Origin of the sequence: Chryseobacterium sp. BLS98 (assembly GCF_001045445.1) — a bacterium.
GTDB lineage: Bacteria > Bacteroidota > Bacteroidia > Flavobacteriales > Weeksellaceae > Chryseobacterium.
This window is the reverse complement of the sequence record NZ_LFNF01000003.1, coordinates 672,648-695,517: the sequence shown is the minus strand read 5'-3', so window position 1 is coordinate 695,517 and position 22,870 is coordinate 672,648. Positions and strand designations below refer to the sequence as shown.

Genomic DNA, 22,870 nt, shown 5'->3' with positions numbered 1-22,870 from the left:
ATTTAAATGAAATAATTTACTGGGTTTGTTTTTTCAATAGATTTTGAAATTGCAAATGTACTAAATTTTTGTGATAAAATTTCAAATAATTGTTGAGTTACAAATTGTTCGGATTCATAATGGCCTATGTCACAGATCAACATTTTGGATTCTGCCTGAAAATAGTCGTGGTATTTAATATCTCCCGTCAGGTATGCATCACATTTTTGGGATAAAGCGGCTTTGATACCACTGGCTCCGGACCCGCCCAAAACTCCTACCCTCTTTATTTTTTTATGGGTAAAATCGGAATGTTTAATGATTTCAAGACCAAATTTTTCTTTTACCATTCTTAAGAAATCCTGTTCATCCATTTCATCATCAAGCTCACCATACATTCCAAGCCCGGAATGCTGATTCTCGTTATCCAACTGATAAATTTGATAGGCTACCTCTTCATACGGATGAGCAGCCTTCATGGCGGAAATAATCTTTCCCTTTTTGTAGTCTTCAAAAATAACAGAGATCATATCCTCGTCGGCATTTTCACGGATATCCTGCTGCCCTGAGAAAGGATTTGAACCTTCAACAGGTCTGAACGTTCCTTTTCCGTTCAATGTAAAGCTGCATTCGTCATAAAAGCCTATATTTCCTGCTCCTGCTGCAAAAAGTGCTTCTTTTACCTTTTCAGAATGGTCTTTCGGAACAAAGACACTTAACTGTTTCAGGTTATTTTTTTTAGGCTGAAGGATTTTCAGGTCTTTTAACCCCAGCCGACGGCAAATTTCATGATTTACCCCAAATAAATCATTGTCAAATGCCGTATGAATGGCATAAATGGCGACTTTGTTTTCAATAGCCTTCAGTACTGCCCTTTCCACATAATTTTTCCCGGTAAGGGATTTTAATCCTGAGAAAATAATGGGATGAAAACATACAATCAGGTTACAGTTCTTCTGAATAGCCTCATCCACAACATTTTCCAAAGCATCATGACATACAAGTATTCCGCTGACATTCCGGTGCGGAACTCCGCACAGCAATCCTACATTGTCAAAATCTTCTGCCTGCTGCAGGGTAATACGGGTTTCTATTTTTGAAATTACTTCGCTTATTGTCATTTTATTCTGTATGTTTGCTACGAAAATAACGATAATTTGTTAATTTTAAAAAACATTAAAAATGGAAAGAGAACATAATCTTGTTCCTGAAGACAAGCTTTGGAAAAGATTTCTTTACAGGGTTATCTACCGTGCCGATACGAAGCTTGGAAAGCTATTCGACATTACTCTACTATCTCTTATCCTGATAAGCACTGCCATTATTATGATGGAAAGTGTTCCCCAGCTCGACAAAAAATTCCATTATACATTTCTGGTCCTGGAATGGATCATTTCAATCTTTTTCACGATTGAATATTGGATGCGGATCAGTGTAGTAAAAAACAAGAAAAACTATATTTTCAGCTTTTTCGGAATTATTGATTTTCTGGCTCTTGTCCCTTTCTACCTGAGTTTCTTTTTTCCTATTACAAAATATTTCCTGATTTTCAGAATGCTGAGAATGCTGAGGATTTTTAGAATTTTCAATCTTCTGGATTTTATGAATGACGGCTACCTGATTGTGCGTGCTTTAAAGAACAGCTCCAGAAAAATCTATATTTTCCTTCTCTTCCTCATTATTTTTTCGGTAATCGTAGGCTCGCTGATGTTTATGGTGGAAGGTGGAAGACCCGGCTTTGAAACAATTCCCCAGGCCATTTATTGGGCTGTGGTAACGGTAACTACTGTAGGTTACGGAGATGTATCCCCCATCACTCCGATGGGTAAATTTTTTGCCGTTATTTTAATGCTTGCCGGTTACTCTATTATTGCTGTTCCCACAGGAATTGTAACGGCAGAAATGCGTAACAAAAGACAGAATCTGGAAAAGATCTGTGACCAATGCGGCAATGAAGATATAGATGATGATGCAAGGTACTGCAAACAGTGTGGCAAGAAATTAGCTTAGTATTTGGTATTGATATTAATCTATTAACCAAATACCACAAAAATCATGGAACCACAAAAGAAAAATAAACCCAACAGCTTGGTCATTATCCTTTTTGCTTTAGTTGCATTGATGATCATTATCTATTTTATACTTGTGATGTTTTTCCCAGCTGTCTTTGAGCATATGACCACAGGAGATATACAACCGGTACCCAATAAATGATAAATGATAAGTAATGAGTAATATAAAAAAGACGGCTGGTACCGTCTTTTTACTTAAATATTATTTATTCTGATTATTTTTTGATTGCCTTGATCATCTGCTTGGATCCGTCTTTCATATTTAAAGTAACAAAATACAGTCCTTGCTTCAGGTCTCCTAAATGAAGAGTAGAAGAGGGACTTTCAATAGTTTTTACCAATCGTCCTGAAACATCAGAAACGGATACTGATTTTACCAGATCTGCTTTTGAAATATTCAATACATCAGTGAACGGATTCGGATAGGCCTTAATATCTTCTTTGGCTTTGGTAACTTCAGATGTTGCCAGTGTAGCAGATTCTACTTTAAAGTTATCGATAAAGAATTCATAATCTTCGGTATCATTCACAGTTCCGTCGGAAGCATAAAATGCAAAGACTGTATTGGCTCCCGTATAAGATGTCAAATTATAAGAATAAGTAGTAGAGGCATTGGATGGTGTATTGGCTGCATTCCATGTTTGCAGAACCGTCCATGTAGTTCCTCCGTCACCGGATACTAAAAACTGAACCACATCGTCAGATCCCATAGCAGAAGGAGTAGTCTCGAAAAATTCTGTAACTCCATAATCAAATTTAACTCTATATCCTCCCGCTGACAGATTGAACGGCACGGTTTTCAGCCAGGCTGCAGTTCCGGTAAAGTAAAGGTTTATTTTAGCAGAATTGTTACCATCTCCGGCATTAAGGAAATCACCATCATACCATAATTCTTCCGTATCATTAGGTCCGGTAGTTGCATCTCCGCCTGAAGCCTGTTCCCAGCAATTTCCAGGGAATGTGGAGAAATCATTGGTGTATGCGGTTGTAGGTACTACAACTGCACAATCGGTGGTAAATGTTGTTCCTAAGGACCATCCACTTCTGTCAGCAGCACTGCATACTGATCTTACCCATACGTAGTAGGTAGTTGCAGGAGTTAACGAATTTAAAGGGGTGGATAAGGTTGATGCTCCCACACTTCCTGTTGCAGCTGTAGTACTTACCGGAGCTGTGTTGGTTGTAGAATAATAATATTCATAACCTACTCCAACCGTACTTGTTGGGGCTGTCCAGGAAATAGAAGCGGAATTCGAGGTAACAGCGCTGGAAGATAAATTATTGGGCGACAGACAGCTTGGTGCCGCTCCTATTACTACTGTGTAATCATGAGCTTCTCCATAACCTGCTGTATTACAAGGCTCCGGCTGGCTTGAATAACGGTCTCCCACTCTCATCCTATAAGTTCCAGGGGTAACTGTAGAAGGAATCGCTATGACCCCGTTGGTAAACAGTTCAGCTCCACTGGAAGCTTCAGCTACCAGCTCTGGTGCAGCATCATCAAAGGTTCCGTTATTATCAAAATCGATCCAGACCCGTACATTTTGATCTTCGTAGTCGTGAGTAATATTGAAGGCATAGTTAACGCCTGCATTCATATTGATGGTCTGAGCTGTATAATCTGCATATGCTGCCTGAGAACATCCCGTATCAAGATGGCTAAACCCGGCTGAGGGAATGGTAAAACTGTCTATCATATCTCCTCCACTGCAGCCGTTGGCAAATTCCGGCGTACAATAGGTCTGCGCAAAGGCAAATGTACTAATCGTTATTAAATTCACAAGTAAAAGCTTTTTCATGTAATTTTATTTTATGGTTTAAACAAATTTAATAAAAAAAATACAACAGCTTATTGATTAAAATAGAAAAAGGCAGCTTTTTACTGTCTTTTTACTAATATTTTTAACTTTAAATTTCATAAATGAAGTCTTAAAATGAATTTTCATATTCCATAACCTTAGCAGGATATAAATTCATAAAAAAATAGCAGCCTTTCGGCTGCTATTGGATTAATTATGATCAATAAAATTATTTCTTAATTGCTTTGATCGTTTGTTTTGATCCGTCTTTCATATTAAGAGTCACAAGATATAGTCCTTGTTTTAAATCTCCTAACTGAAGAGCTGAAGAAGGGTTTTCAATAGTTTTTACCACTCTTCCTGCAACATCAACAATTGATACTGATTTCACTTTAGAGATATCTGAAATATTTAAAACATCTGCGAAAGGATTCGGGTATGCCTTAAGGTCATTTTTAGCTTGTGAAACTTCAGATGTTGCTAATAATGATGCATCGTAAGCCGAAATCTTGAACTGTCCATCTGTACCAGTTCCTGAAGAGTATCTCCAAACACTTACCAATAATGTAGCACCAGGAGTCTGGCCTGTTAATGAAACCAGAGAGAAGTTACCATCTGCAGAACTGTCATCATCACAAGCTACAGGTGTTAATGAACCACAAGCACCACTGAATACATTAATAACTGAATCTGTATAAGTAGAACCTGTAACTGAATTGGTTTCAATTTTCAATGTTCCGGAAGCAGGAACCACTACAGAATACCAAACATTATTAGTAGCACTTGTCTGACAAGATTGCGCTGTACCATCAGCAGTAGCACCCACATTTGTAGTTGTAATTGCATGAGTAGCGAATACACCTCCTACCGTTAAAGGAGTTGGATTGGCACAGTTATCATTTGCCGGCGGTGGTGGAGGTGTTCCAACACAGATATTAAAGCTAGCATTATATCCTGCACCAGAATAGGTATATACTCTTATATAATAGGTTTGTCCCGGAGTTAAACCACTTACAGTAGCCGTGTTAGGATCTGAACATACAACACTCGTTTGAGAGCCGCATGCTCCACTTAATACTTGGAAATACATATCCGTAGTTGAAGATGTTCCTGTTGAAACTACATTTGATAATGCAACAACGTGTGAAGCACTGGTTGCTACGAAGCTATACCAAACATCATCATCTGGATTTCCATTACAAGGTGTAGCTGCCATAGATAAAGATGCCCCTAATGTATTACCAGCTGTTGTAGCTCCACAAGCCAAGTCCGGATTAACCGTTAAAGCAATGGCCCCTCCACAATTATCATTTGCAGGCGGAGCTGTTGCAGTTGTTGTAAATGATCTTACAGTACATGTACCAGAGTTTGTAGATGCATTATAAGATGTAACTGTATAGTAATATGTTGTAGATGAGGCTAAAGCAGAAGCAAATGTATAAGAAGTCACATTACCCAAATCTACATTGTTTAAAACATCTGTACCTCCGGAAGTTGTACCTACAGTAAGCTTATATCCTGTAGCTCCTGAAATCGCTCCCCAAGAAATTGTAGGGATTGTAGAAACTCCCGTTGCAGCTGAAGTAGGCGAATTTACACTTGGACAAGGCATTGCCAAAGTTGTAAACGTACTCCCATTACAACTTGTAGCCATGCCTACAACATTTTTAGGAATCACCGTTACATAATACTGAGTTGAATATGCCAATGGTGTTGCAGCAGGAATAGTATATGATGTAACATTTCCTACATCTACTCCATTCATAATATCAGTTCCACCGGGTGTAGTTCCCATATTAATTACATAACTGGAAGTAATTGGTGTAGCAGACCAGGTAATTGTCGGTGTTACAGAAATTCCTGTTGCAGCATTCGCAGGTGCAGAAATTGTTGTACAGTTAGGAACTGTTGTAGGTGGCGGTACATTAGCATCGAACGCAATCACCGGTCTTCTGTAATTGGTTGAAGTAAGTGTAGCTCCAAAAGTACTTGTGGTACTTACATACTTTGTAGTATTACTGTTTGAGGTGTTAATACATGGACTGCTGTATTCATACTGCCAATAAATAGTTGATGCCTGAGCAGTGGTTTGTACATATTCTGTAAAAACAGCAAGGTTACTTCCTGCTGTGTAAACAAAATTAGCAGAGTGCTGAAACTGCTTATATCCTGCAGTACTTCCTACCGCAGTTTGAGGATTGGAATCATAAACCAAGGTAGCAGAACCTGTTTCAGTAGCCCAATCCGGAGATGTAGAGCCAAAATCTGTAGCAGTAGTATTTTTTAAATAAATTCTAAAATTTGTTCCTGCGTTTAAGCTTCCTGAAGCTGTTGATCTCTTAAAGTAAGTTGATGTGATAGTACCGTTAGCAATATTATCCAATTGAGAAGCAGGAATAATAAAAGCCATGCGCTGCTTATCATTAGCCGTCGTATTACTCCTCATTACAGAATACGTAATATTATCAACATTCGTTGAACATGTATTTACCAAGTAAGCTTGTCCCTGATACAATTGACAGGTTATCATACCTGTCAAAACTAAAAAGAGTAGAAATAGTTTTTTCATATGTAGTAAAAATAAAATTAGAGGGTAAAAGTAAACAAATATTTCATAAAAAATCACAAATTACATTAAAACATTACACACCTTACTATGAAATTCAAAAATAAATACCACAAATTAAATAAACGTTTAATTTCAATGTTAAATCACTAATATCTGACATTTAATTAACATATTGTTTTACAGTGAGTTAATACAAAATAAAAAGTCACTTATAATAGATAAATTTTGATTTAACATAAAATAATTTCTGTAATTTTTTATCAACAATTACACTTTATTTTTATCATTAAACTAAAAAAGCGGCAAAATGCCGCTTAATAACTCTAATTTTTACATTTAATTAATTCAAATAAAATTCATACTTATTAAGAAGCTGAATTTCCTTAATCAAATCTCCGTTCAGATCAACGGAATGTTTCATGGACTGAACTTCAATCTGTGAATCATCTTCAATATTTTTAATAAAGAATTTAAGCTTCTGGTTCCCTTTATTTCTCTCAAGAACCGTTCTGAAAAAGTCAAGGTCTTCCGGGCGGACATCCATTACGTCCATCACCAGAGAAATACTTTTTGCAAATCGTTCAAAAGCTTCCTGAAGCTCTATCACATCGATTACATTCACAAAAACTCTTCCGTCCTTCACTTGTGCAAATTTTATTTTAAAAATTACAAATCTCTGGACTTCCAGTTTCTCTTTCAGGCGCATATAATCCCTATCCCCCAATCTGAATGAATAAGATCCGGAATAGTCTTCTAAAGTAACGAAAGCTACTTTTTCACCACTCCTGAAACCATCCTGCACCCGGTATTCGGTAATTAATCCGGCTACGGTATATTCTTTTCCGCCGCCACCATTCTCTCTTTCCTTCTGAACAGTTTTCCAATCTTTTTTCTTTTCTTCAAAAAGCTCTTCCTGTTTATTGGAAAAAGCCTGTTCTTTGTAAGCATCCACCTCATCCAGGTTCAAAAACAGGAAATTACCCTTAGGTTCAGCCTTTTTCGTTACTTCTTCTATGATTTCCTCGTCCCCTTCCCCAACTGACATTTCGTCGGAAACAATTTCAATAAGATCTACCGTTTCATCCTGGGAATCTTTCTCTAAAATAGGAACTTCATCAGTCACTACCTTTTCCTCGTCTTTTTCCAGGACACTTTTTTTAGAAAGCCTGCCCTGCATAAACTGAAACTGGTATTTGAATTCATCCAGCGGATGGGCTGAAAGATAGAATCCGATAATTTCTTTCTCCTTATTAAGCTTATGCATATTAGGCCATTCCGGGCAAGGAAGCAGTTTAGGCTGCTCAATCTGTACCTCATCGGCAAAATCAGCAAAAAGAGAGTGCTCCATTTCGTTTTTACTTTCCTGGAAACTCTGTCCGTACCTTATAAGTCTTTCCAGATTTGTTTTCCCGGACATATCAACGTCAAAATACTGACCTCTGTGATAAGAGCCCAATTCGTCGAAAGCTCCGGCCAGCACTAAACTTTCCGCCACTCTTTTATTCATCTGGGAAGGAAGGATTCTTTCAAAGAAATCATAAACATTTCTAAATCTTCCGTTAGCCCTTTCTTTCGTTATAGCCTCACTTGGCCCTTCCCCTATTCCTTTAATTGCTCCCAGACCGAAACGGATCTGCCCTTTTTCGTTTACTGAGAACTTGTACTGGGATTCGTTGACATCCGGTCCCAAAACATCCACTCCAATACTCTTACAGTCTTCCATAAACATGGTAATAGAATCTGTATTGTTGATGTTATTACTCATTACACTTGCCATATATTCAGCCGGATAATTGGCTTTCAGGTAAGCAGTATGATAAGCAATCAGTGCATAACAGGTCGAGTGGGATTTGTTGAAGGCATATTCAGCAAAAGCTTTCCAGTCGTTCCAGATTTTATTCAAACGGTCTTCATCAAGGTTGTTTTTCTTGCCTCCTTCAATGAATTTCGGGTACATTTTATTCAGAACATCAATCTGTTTTTTACCCATTGCTTTTCTCAGCGTATCGGCTTCACCTTTGGTAAAGTTGGCCAACTTCTGGGATAAAAGCATTACCTGCTCCTGATAAACGGTAATTCCGTAAGTTTCTTTTAGATATTCTTCGGTTTCCGGAAGGTCATAAACGATTTCCTCAATTCCATGCTTTCTGTTGATAAAGTTCGGGATATACTTAATCGGTCCCGGACGGTAAAGCGCATTCATGGCAATAAGATCGGCAAAAACAGTAGGTTTAAGCTCTCTCATGTATTTCTGCATTCCCGGACTTTCATACTGGAAAATCCCGACGGTTCTTCCTTCTTTAAAAAGCTGGTAAGTCTTGGCGTCATCAAGGGGAATTTCATCCGGATCGAGATCAATATTATGTCTCTGCTTAACCAGTTTCATGGCATCCTTAATGATTGTCAGGGTACGCAGACCCAGGAAGTCCATTTTCAGAAGTCCCGCACTTTCAGCGACAGAGTTATCAAACTGGGAAACCAGGATATCAGCATCTTTTGCCGCAATGGTAATCGGAACAAGGTTACTTACATCTTCAGGGGTGATAATTACCCCGCAGGCATGGATTCCCGTATTCCTGATACAGCCTTCCATTTTTTTGGCACTGGCCAGGACATCAAAACGGGGATCTTCAGGGTTGTCCAGAACCATTCTCATTTCATCTACCAGCATCTGTTCCTCCGGTTTCAGCTTATCATATTTAGCTAAAGCTTTGGCAATATTCATTCCCGGACTTGGAGGGATGAGTTTTGCAATATTATTGGTATCGGGAATAGGAACATCCAGAACTCTTCCGGCATCTTTAATAGCAGATTTCCCCCCAAGAACTGAGTACGTAATGATCTGCGCAACCTGGCTCTGTCCATATTTTTCTATTACCCATTTAATGACTCTGTCACGTCCTTCATCATCAAAATCGATATCAATATCGGGCATGGAAACCCTTTCAGGGTTCAGGAACCTCTCAAAAAGGAGGTCATATTTAATAGGATCAACGTTAGTAATCCCAATGCAATACGCAACGGCAGAACCTGCGGCAGAACCCCTTCCGGGGCCTACCCAAACTCCCATATTCCGGGCTTCGTTACAGAAATCCTGTACAATAAGGAAGTAACCCGGATAACCGGTATTGGCAATTACATCAAGTTCAAAATCAAGACGTTCTTTGATTTCTTCTGTAATCCCTGTTTCAAGATATCTTTTTCTTGCGCCTTCATAAGTCAAGTGGGTAAGATAAGCCATTTCTCCTCTTTTTCCTCCATCTACCTCATCTTCTGCATGAACAAATTCTTGCGGAATATCGAACTTGGGAAGAAGAACATCTCTTTTTAAGGTATACGGACTGAATTTTGCGAGGAATTCATCATAAGCTTCAAAAGCGTCCGGATAAGCAAGAAATGCTTCTTTGATCTCGTCGCTGTTTTTAATATAGTATTCTCCTGTAGTTAATCCTCTTCGTTTTCCGAAGCCTTTTCCTACCGGTGTCGTTAATTTTTCACCATCTTTGATACAGCTCACGATATCCTGAATATTTGCATCTTCTTTGTTGGTGTAGAAAGTTTCGTTCTGAGCGAGAATCTTAGTATTATATTTATCTGCCAGATATAACAAAACTTCATTTAAATGTTCTTCTTCCGGCAGCTGGTGATTCTGAAGCTGTACATAAAAATCATCTCCGAAAGTATCTTTCCACCATTTGAAAAGCTCTTCTCCTTTCTGTTCCCCGGTATTAAGAATAGCATCCGGAATATCACCTAAAATTCCTGAAGTTAAAGCAATAAGCCCTTCTTTATATTCAGCAATCAGTTCCCTGCTGATCCTCGGCACTCCAAAATAAAACCCTTTTAAAAAGCCTATACTCGAAAGTTTTGCCAGATTTTTGTAGCCGTTAAAATCTTTTGCCAAAAGAACAACCTGAGTTCTCCTGTCGGGATCGTCTTTCGTAAACTGCTTTTGCTCATACCGGTCTGAAATATAAAATTCACAGCCAACAACAGGAATAAGCGGTTCCGAAACAGGTTCCTGTTCAGTAAATTCCGTTTCGTTCTCTTCTGCTTCCTGCTTTTTTGCAAGATATTCTTTATACTTTTTCGCACGGTCCCCATTCGCAGCTTCAACTGCCGAAACAAATTTAAAAGCGCCCATCATATTTCCGATGTCTACTATTCCTACGGCCGGAAAATTGTCATCGGAAGCCTTTTTGATCAAATCATTAATGCTTGAAGTGGCCATCAGCGTAGAAAAAACACTGTGACTGTTAAAATTGAAATATTTACCGATATCAACTTCATCAATACTTCCGAAATCCTGCTGCTTTTTCTTGTTGTTAAAATCGGCAACCTGCCTTCTGATAACAATATTAAACGGTTTTATCGGATCCGGATAAAGCGTTTTGAAGTAGCTTAGCTGATCTTCTGAAATTTTCAGAACTTCAGCAGGAATTACTCCAATCCTCATCATTTCAAAGAATACGCGCGCAGTTGCATTAACGTCGGCAGCCGCATTGTGGGCTTCGTCAAATTTGTGGCCGTACAGCTTTTCATACAGCTCTTCCAGCTTAGGAGACTTGTATCTTCCTCCTTTCCCACCGCCAAGTTTACAGTAATCTGTCCCTAAAACCATGGTATCAGCTTTAGGCTTGTCCTGAAGGTTGTCTTTTATGCTTTTTCTGTAGAATTCTGCTCCTACAATATTGTAATCGAACTCTACATTATGCCCGGACACTACCCTTACCCTGTCCAGAACCTTAGAAAACTCTTCCAGAACCTCCTGCAGGTCCCTTCCTTCTTCATTGGCAATTTTGGTAGTAATCCCGTGAATCCTTGCGGCATTGAAGGGAATATCATACCCTTCAGGTTTTATTATATAATCCTGATTTTCAATCAAGTTACCGTTATCGTCATGTATCTGCCATGCAATCTGGACCATTCTTGGCCAGTTGTCGGAATCTGAAAGCGGAGCATTGAAATTTTTAGGTAATCCGGTTGTTTCTGTGTCAAAAATTAAATACATATAAGTTTCTAACTTTTTTAAAAAAGAGAATGTAAAGTTACTTCATTTTTTCCAGATTTCTGCCTTATAAAGTTATAAGTCAACATCGTTATTGATCTTCCGCCAGAAAAGAACAGTTTCGATAAAATTGGCAAGCAAATGATCTTGACGGAACAAGATTTTCACAAAATACTAACGCTTGTTAGTATTTTATTTTTTTGTGTATATTTGCTTTCTATGGAAAATACACTTCACGAAAAGGTTTCTCAGGATATTTTGCTTAAAGCGTATAATCATATGATGCTGGCTAAAGCCATGGCGGATATCTATGAGGAAAACAGAAATATCTGTAAATATGTTCATAGTACTTCAAGAGGTCATGAAGCCATACAGCTGGCTACTGCTTATCAGTTAAAAAAAGAAGACTGGGTATCTCCTTATTACCGTGATGAAAGTATTCTTTTAGGGATCGGTTTTGAGCCATACCAGCTCATGCTGCAGCTGTTGGCAAAGGCAGAGGATCCGTTTTCAGGGGGAAGATCTTATTATTCCCACCCTTCCAGCAGAGACGAAAACAAACCTAAAATTATTCACCAGAGTTCCGCAACAGGAATGCAGACGATTCCTACGACCGGTGTTGCACAGGGAATAAAATATATCCAGGAATTTAATTTACAGAGCTTCGAGAATAATCCGGTTGTAGTCTGCAGCCTTGGAGACAACTCTGTGACGGAAGGTGAAGTAAGCGAGGCTTTACAGTTTGCCGCACTTCATCAGCTTCCTATTATATTCCTTGTACAGGATAATGAATGGGGAATTTCTGTAACTAAAGAAGAAGCCAGAACATGTGATGCTTACGATTTTGTAGCAGGTTTTACAGGCCTTAGCAGAATGCGTGTAGACGGAACTGATTTCGTAGAAAGCTTTGAAGCCATGAAAAAGGCTGTAGATTTTGTAAGAAATGAAAGAAAACCTTTAGTGGTCTGCGCCAAAACAGTTCTTATCGGTCACCATACATCCGGTGTAAGAAGAGAGTTCTACAGAGACGAAGAAGATTTAACAAAACACAGGGCTAAAGACCCGGGTGAGATCCTCAGAAAACAGCTCCTTGAATCAGGAGTTGACGAAGATCTTTTAAAGCAGATCACTAAAAAGGCCCGTCTTGAGGCAGAAGAAGCTTTTGAAAGAGCTAAAAATGCAGAAGATCCGAAACCTGAAACGGTGATGCAACACGTTTTTGCCCCTACTCCAATCACGGAAGAAACAGGAACACGCGAACCTGCCGGTGGTGAAAAAATCGTTATGGTGGACGCTGCTATTCATGCCGTTCAGGAGCTGATGTGGAAACATCCTGAAGCTTTGCTTTACGGGCAGGATGTAGGAGAAAGAATCGGAGGTGTTTTCAGGGAAACGGTAACTTTAGGTAAGAAATTCGGAAGCAAAAGGGTATTCAATACTGCTATCCAGGAAGCATATATCATCGGATCAACGGCAGGAATGAGTGCTGTAGGATTAAAGCCTATCGTGGAAGTTCAGTTTGCAGATTATATCTATCCGGGAATCAACCAATTGATTACTGAAATCTCAAAATCGAGCTATTTGAGCCAGGGAAAATTCCCTGTAAGCAATATTATCCGTGTCCCAATCGGTGCATATGGCGGTGGCGGACCTTACCACAGCGGAAGCGTTGAAAGTATTTTAGCCAATATTAAAGGAATTAAAATAGCCTATCCAAGCAACGCAGCTGATTTCAAAGGCTTGCTAAAAGCAGCTTACTACGATCCGAACCCTGTCATTATGCTTGAGCATAAAGGCTTATACTGGAGCAAGGTTCCGGGAACCGAAGATGCCAAAACTCTTGAACCGGCAGAAGATTATATCCTTCCTTTCGGAAAAGGTAAAGTGATCATTGAAGCAGATCAGAATGAAATTGAAAAAGGCAGAACTTTACTGGTTGTAACTTACGGAATGGGAGTTTACTGGGCCAAAGAAGCCGTGAAAAACTTTGGCGGAAGGGTTGAAGTCATTGACTTGAGAACAATCATTCCTCTTGATGAAGAGCTTGTTTTCGAAAGAGTAAAAGCCCATGGAAAATGTATTGTTCTTACCGAAGAGCAGCTTAACAATTCATTTGCAGAAGCATTTGCACACCGTATTTCGAAAAACTGTTTCAAATATCTGGATGCCCCTGTAGAAACCATAGGCTCCCTGGATGTTCCGGCGGTTCCTATCAATCTGGTGCTGGAAAAAGAAATGCTTCCCAACGCTGAAAAACTTAGTAAAAAGATTGAAGAAATGCTGCAATATTAGTTAGCTTTACAAATTATATGAAACCTCTAATTTTTTAGAGGTTTTTTTTATTACATTTAATAAGCATTAGAAAATCCTATTTGGTATTTCTTTTGTTTATATGCACACCAAATTCCGCACAGCATTATGATCACCACAAAATACGTCAACTACAAACAGGTTTTAAATCTTTCCGGGATCCATCTGATATGGATTTCCGTTTGGTGCACCTTGATTACGGCATTATTTTATTTTTTCAACTGGCACTGGATGATCATTCCCTGGGTACCGGTGGCATTGATTGGTACGGCAGAAGCTTTCCTGGTAGGTTTTAAAAATAACCAGGCTTATGACAGATTGTGGGAAGCCAGAAAAATATGGGGTGGAATTGTTAATTCAAGCCGCTCATTTGCTGCCATGGTCTATGCTTTTGATACTGAAAATGAAGAAACCGGGGCTTTTGAACTGGAAGACCGAAGAAAAAGAATCATTTACCGCCATATTGCGTGGCTTTATACTTTCCGCGAACAGCTTCTGGTTCCTGCAGAATGGGAGCACATCAGTGATGAAGAGGATAGTTTTAAAAATATTGACCTCAAACGTCACAGAGTGATCAAAGCCGGGTTCCCTGATTACGGAAGAACTCCTATATTTTTGCACAAATATCTTTCCGAAGAGGAATTCGAACTGCAGTCCGAGTATAAAAATTTTGCCACGTACCTGATTTCAAAGCAAGCCAAAGAGATCAATGAATTAAAGAACAAAAAAATCATTTCCGAATTCAACCAGATGCAGCTGCAAAATTCTTTAAATGAATTTTATAATTACCAGGGACAGGCTGAAAGAATTAAAAAATTCCCTTCACCAAGGCAGTTTGCAAGTACCGCATTCGTATTCAATATCCTTTTTATCCTTTTGCTTCCTTTAGGTTTGGTGAATGAATTTGCCAAATTAGGCGATTGGGGAATCTGGACCTCTATTCCATTCTGTATTATCATCGGATGGATCTATATCATCATGGAGCTGGTAGGTGATTATTCTGAAAACCCTTTTGGCGGATTAATGTTTGATATCCCGATGCTCTCCATCTGCAGGGCAATAGAAATTGATCTTTTACAAATGGGAGGTGAAACGGAGCTTCCGGAAGCAATTTCATCTAAAAACGGTGTTCTGGTATAAATTTTAAAGCACAATGGCCGTTGTATTCTTCACTTCAGAGATCATAAATGAGCTGTGAGTGCTTGCTATATGCTGAAGGGCCGTTAATTTGCTGAGCATAAAATTACGATAATCCTCCATATCCTTCACCCCTATTTTAAGAATATAGTCGTAATCTCCGCTCACATGAAAGCATTCCGTGACTTCCTGCAGATTCATTACTTCTCTTTCAAACTGCAATACAAATTCTTTTTTGTGCTGTGTTAATTTGATGTGGCACAGTACAATAAAATCCCTGTTTACTTTATGACGGTCCAATAGTGCCACATATTTTGAGATCACGCCAAAGTTTTCAAGCTTTTTGATGCGTTCATACACAGCTGTTACAGACAAATTAAGCTTGTAAGCCAGCTCTTTGGTCGTTTGCTTACAGTCTTCCTGGAGGTACAGCAGCAGTTTTTTATCGGTTTCGTCAAAATTCATAGATGTTTTTTTGGATAAAGTTTAACAAATTCAAATATAACAAACATATTTTCTATATAAAACATAAATTATAGATTTATATTCTACAAATTCAAATATACCTTGTAATAATTATGAAAACAGAGCATATTTAGGCCGATAAATAAAACCTAAAGCTTATGGACAATTTTAATGCAGCTAATGAGATCCAGGATCTTCAGTATTTTGGCGAATTCGGAGGGGTAAATCCATCAATTTCTGACAGTTCTACCTATACATTCCTTTCTGCCAAAACCATGTTTGATACTTTTGAAGGAAATGCGGAAGGATGCTATTTATATTCAAGACACTCATCCCCGATGAATCTTTACCTTGCACAGGCACTTGCAAAAATGGAAAATACTGAAGCCGCCAACGTTACAGCATCCGGAATGGGAGCCATTACATCTGTCCTGATGCAGATATGCAAGAGTGGTGACCATATTATTTCCAGCAGAACAATTTATGGAGGAACCTATGCTTTCCTTAAAAATTTCCTGCCTCCTTTTCATATTGATACCACTTTTGTAGATATCAGCAATTTTGAATCTATAGAAAATGCTATAACTCCCAATACAAAAGTTATTTACTGTGAAAGTGTGAGCAACCCGCTTCTGGAAGTAGCGGATCTCAGAAAACTTTCTGAAATCTGTAAAAAACATCATTTAAAACTGATCGTAGACAATACTTTCTCCCCTCTTTCTGTTTCACCAACGTTACTGGGAGCTGATATCGTTATTCATAGCTTAACGAAGTTCATTAACGGAAGCAGCGATACGGTAGGCGGTGTTTACTGTGGAAGCCAGGAATTCATTAATGATACCAAAAATGTAAATAACGGAGCATGCATGCTATTGGGTCCCACCATGGACAGCTTCCGTTCTGCAAGTATCCTTAAAAATCTGAGAACGCTTCACATCAGGATGAAACAGCACAGCCACAATGCCATGTATCTGGCTGAAAGATTCGAAAAGGACGGTCTGAAAGTGTCTTATCCGGGCCTGAAATCCCACAAGGATCATGAACTGATGAAAAGCATGATGCATGAGGAATACGGATTCGGGGGTCTGTTAACTTTAGATGCTGGAACCACGGAAAAAGCGAATGAGCTGATGGAAATGATGCAGCAGGAAAATCTCGGATATCTGGCTGTAAGCCTAGGATTCTACAAAACTTTATTTTCATGTTCGGGAAGCTCCACTTCATCGGAAATTCCGGAAGAAGAGCGTGAGGCAATGGGTATATCGGACGGGCTGATCAGATTCTCCATCGGACTGGATCACGACATCGCAAGAACTTATGAAAAAATGCGGGAATGCATGCTGAAAACAGACGTTCTCAACCATGAAACTTTATTCATATCCTAATTTATTGTTATAAAAGCTGTTGGAACTTCCGGCAGCTTTTATTTTTTTTATTTAAGGTGGAAATGTTTCGGAAAGGCATCTTCGGGCTTCATTCTGAAAACATTCAGCAGCACCCATGATTTCAGAAAACCATAGCCATAGGAAAACATCTGGATATAAGTGGAAATCACCGCCATTCCGGCGATACTAATGTTTTTAGTTACAATCATGGCATGGAACAGCACAAGGAATGTGTACAGCCCGTAAAAGGCAAGGATAATTCCTCTGCCTAAAATAAAATATTCTAGAAATCCCAAAATATAGCCCAGCATGAAAAGGGTAGGAAATGCAAATGAGATTTTGACATAATTGGGATGTCTTTGGTTAAGAATGGGCCTTGCACAACCAAACTGATAAACCTGCTTGGAAAATTTACCCAAATCTACCCTACGCTTATGATATACGGCAATATCATCAAAAAATGCAGTTGTAAAACCATTTTCCCAAAGGGTCATGGACAGATCCGGATCTTCACCGATCCTCATTTCGGAAAAACCACCTACTTTTTCAAAAACCTCTTTCTTTACCCCCATATTAAAGCTTCTCGGCTGAAATCTGGAAACCGCCTTTTTACTTCCCCTGATTCCTCCTGTTGTAAAAACCGACGTCATTGAGTACGAAATGGCTTTCTGCATCAGGTTAAATCCTTTATGCGCTTTATCCGCCCCACCGAAAGCATCACACGGAATGGTTTCAATATCTTTTTTAATATTTTCGATATAATCTTTTTCTACGATCACGTCGCTGTCTACAAACAGAAGCCAATCATTCTGAGCTCTTTTCGCTCCATAATTCCGGGTAAGACCGGGACCGGAATTATCCTTTCTGAAATATTTGATATCCAATATTTCTTCAAAGTTGTGAATGGTGGGTTTAAGGTCAATAAAAGATCCATCATCCACAATAATCACTTCAAACTCCTTGTCTGTCTGAAAAGTCAAAGAATTCAGCAGTTCAAAAAGCTCGTCTTTTCGATTGAAAATAGCAACAACAATGGAAATGGTAGGTCTCAAATTGAAAATTTTTCAAAATTACTTATTCGCTGAAGAATCTACAAACAGTTTAACAGGTTATTGGAAGAAATTTACTTTTAAATAAACTGCAGGATATAAATACCATGAAATTCTTAACACAATTATTTGACATTTTAAACAAAATCATAAAAATGAACAGCCACTACTTTTGCTATAGAAATTTAAAACCCAAAAAATGACACACAACATCAATCCACTACAGCATCCTATCCTTTCAGGATTTAATGCAAAGACTACAGCATCGGAAATTATAGAAGGAACTGACCTTACGGGCAAAACAGTAATCATCACAGGCGGCTATGCAGGAATCGGCCTCGAAACGACTCAAGTACTTGCATCTGCAGGTGCCAAAATAATTATTCCTGCGAGAGACATTGAAAAAGCAGAAAAAAATCTTGCGGGTATACAGAATATTGAATTTGAAAAAATGGATCTGATGGACCCCGCGTCTATTGATGACTTTAGTCAAAGATTCCTCGCATCCGGCAGAAAGCTCGATCTCCTGATCAATAATGCCGGAATTATGTGGGTCCCTCTCCGAAGAGACAGCAGAGGTATCGAGTCACAGCTGGCCACCAATTACCTGGGCCAGTTCCATCTTACAGCAAGGTTATGGCCCGCATTGAAAAAATCAGGCAATGCAAGGGTTCTCAGCGTTTCTTCATATGGCCACCAGATGTCCGATTTTAATTTTGAAGATCCGAATTTTGAGCAAAGGGAATACCAGACCCTGCTGGGATACGGACAGTCGAAGACAGCCTGTAATTTATTGGCCACGGAATTGGATGAAAGAGGAAAAAAGTTCAACATCAGAGCCTATTCCATACATCCCGGATCTGTTTACGGAACTGATCTTGGAAGAGAAGAACCGATAGACCTTTTTATCCAGATGGGAACTCATGATGAGAACGGGAAAATAAAACCTGAAGTTGAAGCCAAATTAAAAACAATTCCACAAGGTGCTGCCACAACAGTCTGGTGTGCAACGAGTCCTGCTCTTCAGAATATCGGTGGAGTTTATTGTGAAAACTGCGATATTGCTGAAATAGATCTTGGACAGATAGAGCACAGATATGACGATCCTGAAACGATCCGCGGTGTACAGCCTTATTCCATCGACAGGAAGAATGCAGAAAGGTTATGGAAATTAAGCGAAGAAATGCTGGACTTCAAATTTGATACGGAATAATCTCTTTTTAAATACATTTGTACTGATAAACTACAGATCATGGATTTCCAGATACAATATATTACCCCGGATATCAAGCTTTCCACCTATGATGATAAGCTCTTTAAAACAGAAACCGTTTTTGAATTCCATATGCTGGTCTGGTTTATATCAGGGGAAACAAAGATTATCCAGGCTGATAAAACATATGTATTCAAGGCTGGGGATATCTTCCTGATTCCGAGAAATCATCTCGCCACGATCATCAATTATCCCAAAGACGGACTTCCGCATAAAGCTGTAGTAATGCACCTTACAACAGAACGGCTGAAACAGTTTTATGCTTCCGTTGAAGTGAAACATAAAGCTTTTAGCCGGGAGTCTAAGATTCATAGTTTTCAGAGCCATCCTTTACTGAAAAGCTGCCTTGTCTCCCTGATCCCCTATTTTGAAATGGAAGGACCTTTTCCTGAAAATATTGCCATATTAAAAATTACTGAAGCCATCAGCATTTTAAGGGAAATTGATCCGGATATAGATGCCGTCCTCACAGATTTTGAAGAACCGGGAAAAATTGATCTGGCCGGATTTATGGAAAGAAATTATATGTTCAATATGTCTTTAGAACGGTTTGGGTACCTGACGGGCAGAAGCTTATCCACTTTCAACAGGGATTTCAGAAGGATTTTTCAGACTACTCCTCAGCGCTGGCTTACCCAAAAACGCCTTGAACTGGCTTATTATCATTTAAAGGAAAAACAAAAAAGACCTTCTGATGTATTTCTGGAGGTAGGTTTTGAGGATTTCTCGCATTTCTCTCATGCTTTTAAAAAACAATTTGGTCTGGTACCTTCCGCTTTAAGCTGATTAGCTAGATTTTTCACACATATAATAAGTATTACTCCGAATTTGAGATGGCAAAAATCTGCGTAATCTGTGAGATCTGTGAGCAAAAAATTAACGCAAAGATCATTAACATTACTTCAGATTTAAGACAGCAAAGAGGAAATCAATTTTGTTACTTTGATGAAGCTGATCTTTAATAAACAATTTAAAATAAAACAAAAACCTTCCGCAATGGAAGGTTTATATTTTTATTCAGTTAATTCTTTTCAATCTTATGCACCTTTTTCGTGCCCTCGTACATCTCATACTGAAGGAATCTTGTTTCCAGTTTTCCGTTGAAAAGTTTGATCTTTCTTGAAGGACGGAGCCCGATTTTTTTCACAGCTTCCAGATCAGAAGAGATCAGCCACGCTAAGGTATTGGGATAACTTGTTTTGAAAGTGTCTCCTATTTTCTTGTAAAAATCATCGTCGTTAATAGAAATTCTCTCATCGTAAGGAGGATTGAAAACCATCAATAATGGGAAAAGTTCTTTTTTGGAGTCAAAGAAATTCTGTTTTCTTACTTCAATCACATCTTCCATTTCAGCCGCTTCAATATTGATCCTGGCTGCATTCAGCATTCTGGCATCAATATCATAGCCGACGATCTTTCCTGTAAACTCTTTTACTCTGTTAACTCTGACTTCTTTAATTTTCGCAAAAAGATCGGCATCATAATTATTCCAGTTCTGAAATGCAAACCTTCTTCTGAAAATCTGTGCAGGAAGATCCATGGCAATCATAGCCGCTTCAATAAGAAGAGTCCCCGAACCGCACATCGGGTCTAAAAAGTTCCCTTTTCCGTCCCAGCCTGCCAGCTGCAGCATTCCGCTTGCCAGTACTTCGTTGATAGGGGCTTCGCCCTGCTCTTTTCTATACCCTCTTTTAAACAAAGGATCTCCTGATGAATCCAAAGAAACAGTAACCAGTTCCCGGTCGATGTGCAGGTGGAATTTGATATCAGGACTTTTTGTTTCTACATCAGGACGTCTGTTGAATTTATCCTGAAAATAATCAACAATAGCATCCTTCATTTTCAGGGTAACAAACTGGGAATGTTTGAATGTTTCGGAATTTACGGTAGAATCGATCGCGAAAGACTGATCTACATCCATATATTCTTCCCAGGCAATAGCAGAAAGTTTACTGTAAAACTGATGCTGGTTAAATGCCTTAAATTCAAATACAGGGATCAGAATTTTTAATGCAGTTCTTGCAGAGTAATTAATTTTATAAAGGAAACCCAGATCTCCCTCACAATTAATCGCCCGGTTTTTAATTTCTACATTTCGTCCTCCCAATTTTTTGATTTCTTCAGCAAGAATCTGCTCCAGTCCGAAGAATGTCTTTATCTGAATCTTTAGATTTTCTGTGTCCATAAATATATATTAAAAGATTTAATGATTTAATAATTAAAAGATTACAGGTTCAATTTTACTGTCCATTGAATTTTTCGATCTTCCAATATTTAAATACTTTGCTTTTAACCGCACAAATTTAGTTATTTTTGCATTATGGAATGGTTTGAATCTTGGTTTGATACACCTTATTATCATCTTCTTTATAGCAACAGAGATTATACGGAAGCAGAAAATTTCATTACAAAGCTTACTGAAGACCTTCAGTTACCGCAATCATCCAAGATTATTGATCTGGCGTGCGGAAAAGGCAGGCACTCTGTTTTCCTTAACAAATTAGGCTACGATGTTCTCGGACTGGATCTTTCCAGACAAAGCATTGAATTCGATAAGCAGTTTGAAACCCAGACTCTTCTTTTCAATGTGCACGACATGCGGAATCCTATTGATGCAGATCCCATGGATGCGGTATTCAACTTATTTACCAGCTTCGGGTATTTCGACAACGAAAACGATGATAAAAAAGTTTTTCAGTCGGTTTATGATGTTTTAAAACCGGGAGGCTATTTTGTTCTTGATTACCTGAATGAAGAATATGTAAGAAGAAATTTAGTTCCTGAAACCACCATAACCCGCGGTAATATTGATTTTAAGATCCTGAAAAAGATCGAAGGAAGACATATCATCAAAGATATCCGTTTTGAAGCGGACGGAAAACCTTTTCATTTCTTTGAAAAAGTAAAGCTTCATACCCTGGAAGCCATCAATTCTTATGCAACTGAATGCGGTTTTGAAAGAATTAAAATCTGGGGCGATTACCAGCTGAATGAATTTGACCGTGAAGTTTCACCACGCTGCATCAATTTATTTAAGAAAAAGGCATGATAACGGTCGTTTTACTGATATTAAGCGTTATTACAGGCGTTTTTTTAGGCAAGCATTTCGGAAAAAAGGAAAAACTGGCTAAAAATCTTCTGGTACTAAGCGCCGGATTCCTGATCACGATCTGCCTGAATGAAGTTTTTCCACAGGTATATGCTTCTGAAGCAGGAAGCAGTCTGGGAATTTTCGTTATAGCAGGTGTTTTGCTTCAAATGATCCTGGAAGCCCTTACAAAAGGTTTTGAACATGGACATTTCCATCATCATAATGAGCACAACATTCTTCCTGTGGCATTAATGGTAGGTTTATTTATCCATGCTTTTATTGAAGGAATACCTTTGGCTAATGAAGAAGAACATTTATCTCCATATCTTCTGGGAATCGTGTTTCACAATCTTCCGATTTCTTTTATACTCGGAGCTTTTTTGTTCAACCGGAAAAATGAATCTAAAACCTCACCTTATCCTTCATTGCTGATTGTGGCTCTATTTGCTCTTGCTTCTCCAATGGGAATGCTGCTTGGAAATTATTTTAATCCTGATCTGCAGCCTTATTTTCTGGCTATTGTAGGAGGAATTTTCCTTCACATCTCATCTGTTATTATTTTCGAAAGCAATAAAAATCACAATATCGACTGGGTAAAGATCGGACTTGTCATTATTGGTGTTTCTTTAGCGCTGATAATGCATTTGTTCCATCACCATCCTGTGGCCGGCCATTCACATTAATCCTTTTCTTTCTATCTCATACAAATAAAAAAGCCCCGAATTAAATCCGG

The 22,870-nt window shown here is 38.7% G+C and carries 16 protein-coding genes; 9 read left to right on the top strand and 7 right to left on the bottom strand.

What is annotated here, in order from left to right:
- Positions 1 to 2 precede the first annotated feature (2 nt).
- Entirely contained in the window at positions 3 to 1,100 is a 1,098-nt protein-coding gene (locus ACM40_RS14350; RefSeq protein WP_048503436.1) for a Nif3-like dinuclear metal center hexameric protein, read from the bottom strand.
- A 61-nt stretch (positions 1,101 to 1,161) separates the two neighbouring features.
- Between ACM40_RS14350 and ACM40_RS14345 the strand changes: the two genes are divergently transcribed.
- Together ACM40_RS14345 and ACM40_RS20615 are read left to right on the top strand one after the other, a co-directional pair.
- Positions 1,162 to 1,989, top strand: coding sequence for an ion transporter (locus ACM40_RS14345; RefSeq protein WP_048503435.1), 828 nt, complete (start codon positions 1,162 to 1,164; stop codon positions 1,987 to 1,989).
- A gap of 45 nt (positions 1,990 to 2,034) precedes the next feature.
- Entirely contained in the window at positions 2,035 to 2,193 is a 159-nt protein-coding gene (locus ACM40_RS20615; RefSeq protein WP_165579310.1) for a hypothetical protein, read from the top strand.
- 73 nt (positions 2,194 to 2,266) lie between these two features.
- Here ACM40_RS20615 and ACM40_RS14340 read toward each other — a convergent pair whose 3' ends face one another.
- The 3 genes from ACM40_RS14340 to dnaE form a co-directional block, all read right to left on the bottom strand.
- The gene (locus ACM40_RS14340; protein WP_048503434.1) at positions 2,267 to 3,850 is read right to left on the bottom strand and encodes a GEVED domain-containing protein; all 1,584 of its coding nucleotides are present in this window, start codon (positions 3,848 to 3,850) and stop codon (positions 2,267 to 2,269) included.
- 229 nt (positions 3,851 to 4,079) lie between these two features.
- A complete protein-coding gene (locus ACM40_RS14335) occupies positions 4,080 to 6,419 on the bottom strand; it encodes a T9SS type A sorting domain-containing protein (protein ID WP_083996867.1) in 2,340 nt (779 codons plus the stop codon).
- Between the two features lie 340 nt (positions 6,420 to 6,759).
- Positions 6,760 to 11,430, bottom strand: coding sequence for a DNA polymerase III subunit alpha (dnaE, locus tag ACM40_RS14330; RefSeq protein WP_048503432.1), 4,671 nt, complete (start codon positions 11,428 to 11,430; stop codon positions 6,760 to 6,762).
- 216 nt (positions 11,431 to 11,646) lie between these two features.
- Here dnaE and ACM40_RS14325 point away from each other — a divergent pair, with 216 nt between their 5' ends.
- Both ACM40_RS14325 and ACM40_RS14320 read left to right on the top strand, forming a co-directional pair.
- Positions 11,647 to 13,719: a thiamine pyrophosphate-dependent enzyme gene (locus ACM40_RS14325; RefSeq protein ID WP_048503431.1), complete on the top strand. Its 2,073-nt coding sequence runs from the start codon at positions 11,647 to 11,649 to the stop codon at positions 13,717 to 13,719.
- A 126-nt stretch (positions 13,720 to 13,845) separates the two neighbouring features.
- Positions 13,846 to 14,877 (top strand): bestrophin family protein, encoded by a 1,032-nt coding sequence (locus ACM40_RS14320; protein WP_048503430.1) that lies wholly within the window; start codon positions 13,846 to 13,848, stop codon positions 14,875 to 14,877.
- A 3-nt stretch (positions 14,878 to 14,880) separates the two neighbouring features.
- On the opposite strand, the gene ACM40_RS14315 is transcribed toward ACM40_RS14320, so the two are convergent.
- Positions 14,881 to 15,339, bottom strand: a complete 459-nt coding sequence (locus ACM40_RS14315; RefSeq protein ID WP_048503429.1) for an Lrp/AsnC family transcriptional regulator — start codon at positions 15,337 to 15,339, stop codon at positions 14,881 to 14,883.
- A gap of 158 nt (positions 15,340 to 15,497) precedes the next feature.
- Between ACM40_RS14315 and ACM40_RS14310 the strand changes: the two genes are divergently transcribed.
- Complete coding sequence (locus ACM40_RS14310) at positions 15,498 to 16,724, top strand: aminotransferase class I/II-fold pyridoxal phosphate-dependent enzyme (RefSeq protein WP_048503428.1); 1,227 nt, start codon at positions 15,498 to 15,500, stop codon at positions 16,722 to 16,724.
- Between the two features lie 47 nt (positions 16,725 to 16,771).
- Here the strand turns inward: ACM40_RS14310 and ACM40_RS14305 are convergent, their stop codons facing one another.
- Complete coding sequence (locus tag ACM40_RS14305) at positions 16,772 to 17,776, bottom strand: glycosyltransferase (RefSeq protein ID WP_048503427.1); 1,005 nt, start codon at positions 17,774 to 17,776, stop codon at positions 16,772 to 16,774.
- Between the two features lie 196 nt (positions 17,777 to 17,972).
- On the opposite strand from ACM40_RS14305, the gene ACM40_RS14300 reads away from it, so the two are divergent.
- Together ACM40_RS14300 and ACM40_RS14295 are read left to right on the top strand one after the other, a co-directional pair.
- Positions 17,973 to 18,986 (top strand): SDR family NAD(P)-dependent oxidoreductase, encoded by a 1,014-nt coding sequence (locus ACM40_RS14300; RefSeq protein ID WP_048503426.1) that lies wholly within the window; start codon positions 17,973 to 17,975, stop codon positions 18,984 to 18,986.
- Between the two features lie 39 nt (positions 18,987 to 19,025).
- Complete coding sequence (locus ACM40_RS14295; RefSeq protein WP_048503425.1) at positions 19,026 to 19,832, top strand: helix-turn-helix domain-containing protein; 807 nt, start codon at positions 19,026 to 19,028, stop codon at positions 19,830 to 19,832.
- Positions 19,833 to 20,067: 235 nt separating this feature from the next.
- On the opposite strand, the gene ACM40_RS14290 is transcribed toward ACM40_RS14295, so the two are convergent.
- Complete coding sequence (locus ACM40_RS14290; RefSeq protein ID WP_048503424.1) at positions 20,068 to 21,231, bottom strand: class I SAM-dependent RNA methyltransferase; 1,164 nt, start codon at positions 21,229 to 21,231, stop codon at positions 20,068 to 20,070.
- Between the two features lie 135 nt (positions 21,232 to 21,366).
- Here ACM40_RS14290 and ACM40_RS14285 point away from each other — a divergent pair, with 135 nt between their 5' ends.
- On the top strand, positions 21,367 to 22,095 hold the full coding sequence (locus ACM40_RS14285; RefSeq protein ID WP_048503423.1) for a class I SAM-dependent DNA methyltransferase: 729 nt from the start codon (positions 21,367 to 21,369) through the stop codon (positions 22,093 to 22,095).
- On the top strand, positions 22,095 to 22,820 hold the full coding sequence (locus tag ACM40_RS14280) for a ZIP family metal transporter (RefSeq protein WP_048503777.1): 726 nt from the start codon (positions 22,095 to 22,097) through the stop codon (positions 22,818 to 22,820). The genes ACM40_RS14285 and ACM40_RS14280 overlap by 1 nt, the downstream gene beginning before the upstream one ends.
- The last annotated feature ends 50 nt before the right edge of the window (positions 22,821 to 22,870 follow it).

What these genes read in the sequence shown, in the direction of transcription:
- ACM40_RS14295 (WP_048503425.1), top strand. Translation starts at nt 19,026, where the DNA reads ATGGATTTCCAGATACAATATATTACCCCGGATATCAAGCTTTCCACC.
- ACM40_RS14350 (WP_048503436.1), bottom strand. Translation starts at nt 1,100, where the DNA reads ATGACAATAAGCGAAGTAATTTCAAAAATAGAAACCCGTATTACCCTG.
- ACM40_RS14310 (WP_048503428.1), top strand. Translation starts at nt 15,498, where the DNA reads ATGGACAATTTTAATGCAGCTAATGAGATCCAGGATCTTCAGTATTTT.
- ACM40_RS14300 (WP_048503426.1), top strand. Translation starts at nt 17,973, where the DNA reads ATGACACACAACATCAATCCACTACAGCATCCTATCCTTTCAGGATTT.
- ACM40_RS14290 (WP_048503424.1), bottom strand. Translation starts at nt 21,231, where the DNA reads ATGGACACAGAAAATCTAAAGATTCAGATAAAGACATTCTTCGGACTG.
- ACM40_RS14325 (WP_048503431.1), top strand. Translation starts at nt 11,647, where the DNA reads ATGGAAAATACACTTCACGAAAAGGTTTCTCAGGATATTTTGCTTAAA.
- ACM40_RS14320 (WP_048503430.1), top strand. Translation starts at nt 13,846, where the DNA reads ATGATCACCACAAAATACGTCAACTACAAACAGGTTTTAAATCTTTCC.
- ACM40_RS14335 (WP_083996867.1), bottom strand. Translation starts at nt 6,419, where the DNA reads ATGAAAAAACTATTTCTACTCTTTTTAGTTTTGACAGGTATGATAACC.
- ACM40_RS14285 (WP_048503423.1), top strand. Translation starts at nt 21,367, where the DNA reads ATGGAATGGTTTGAATCTTGGTTTGATACACCTTATTATCATCTTCTT.
- ACM40_RS14340 (WP_048503434.1), bottom strand. Translation starts at nt 3,850, where the DNA reads ATGAAAAAGCTTTTACTTGTGAATTTAATAACGATTAGTACATTTGCC.
- dnaE (WP_048503432.1), bottom strand. Translation starts at nt 11,430, where the DNA reads ATGTATTTAATTTTTGACACAGAAACAACCGGATTACCTAAAAATTTC.
- ACM40_RS14345 (WP_048503435.1), top strand. Translation starts at nt 1,162, where the DNA reads ATGGAAAGAGAACATAATCTTGTTCCTGAAGACAAGCTTTGGAAAAGA.
- ACM40_RS20615 (WP_165579310.1), top strand. Translation starts at nt 2,035, where the DNA reads ATGGAACCACAAAAGAAAAATAAACCCAACAGCTTGGTCATTATCCTT.
- ACM40_RS14315 (WP_048503429.1), bottom strand. Translation starts at nt 15,339, where the DNA reads ATGAATTTTGACGAAACCGATAAAAAACTGCTGCTGTACCTCCAGGAA.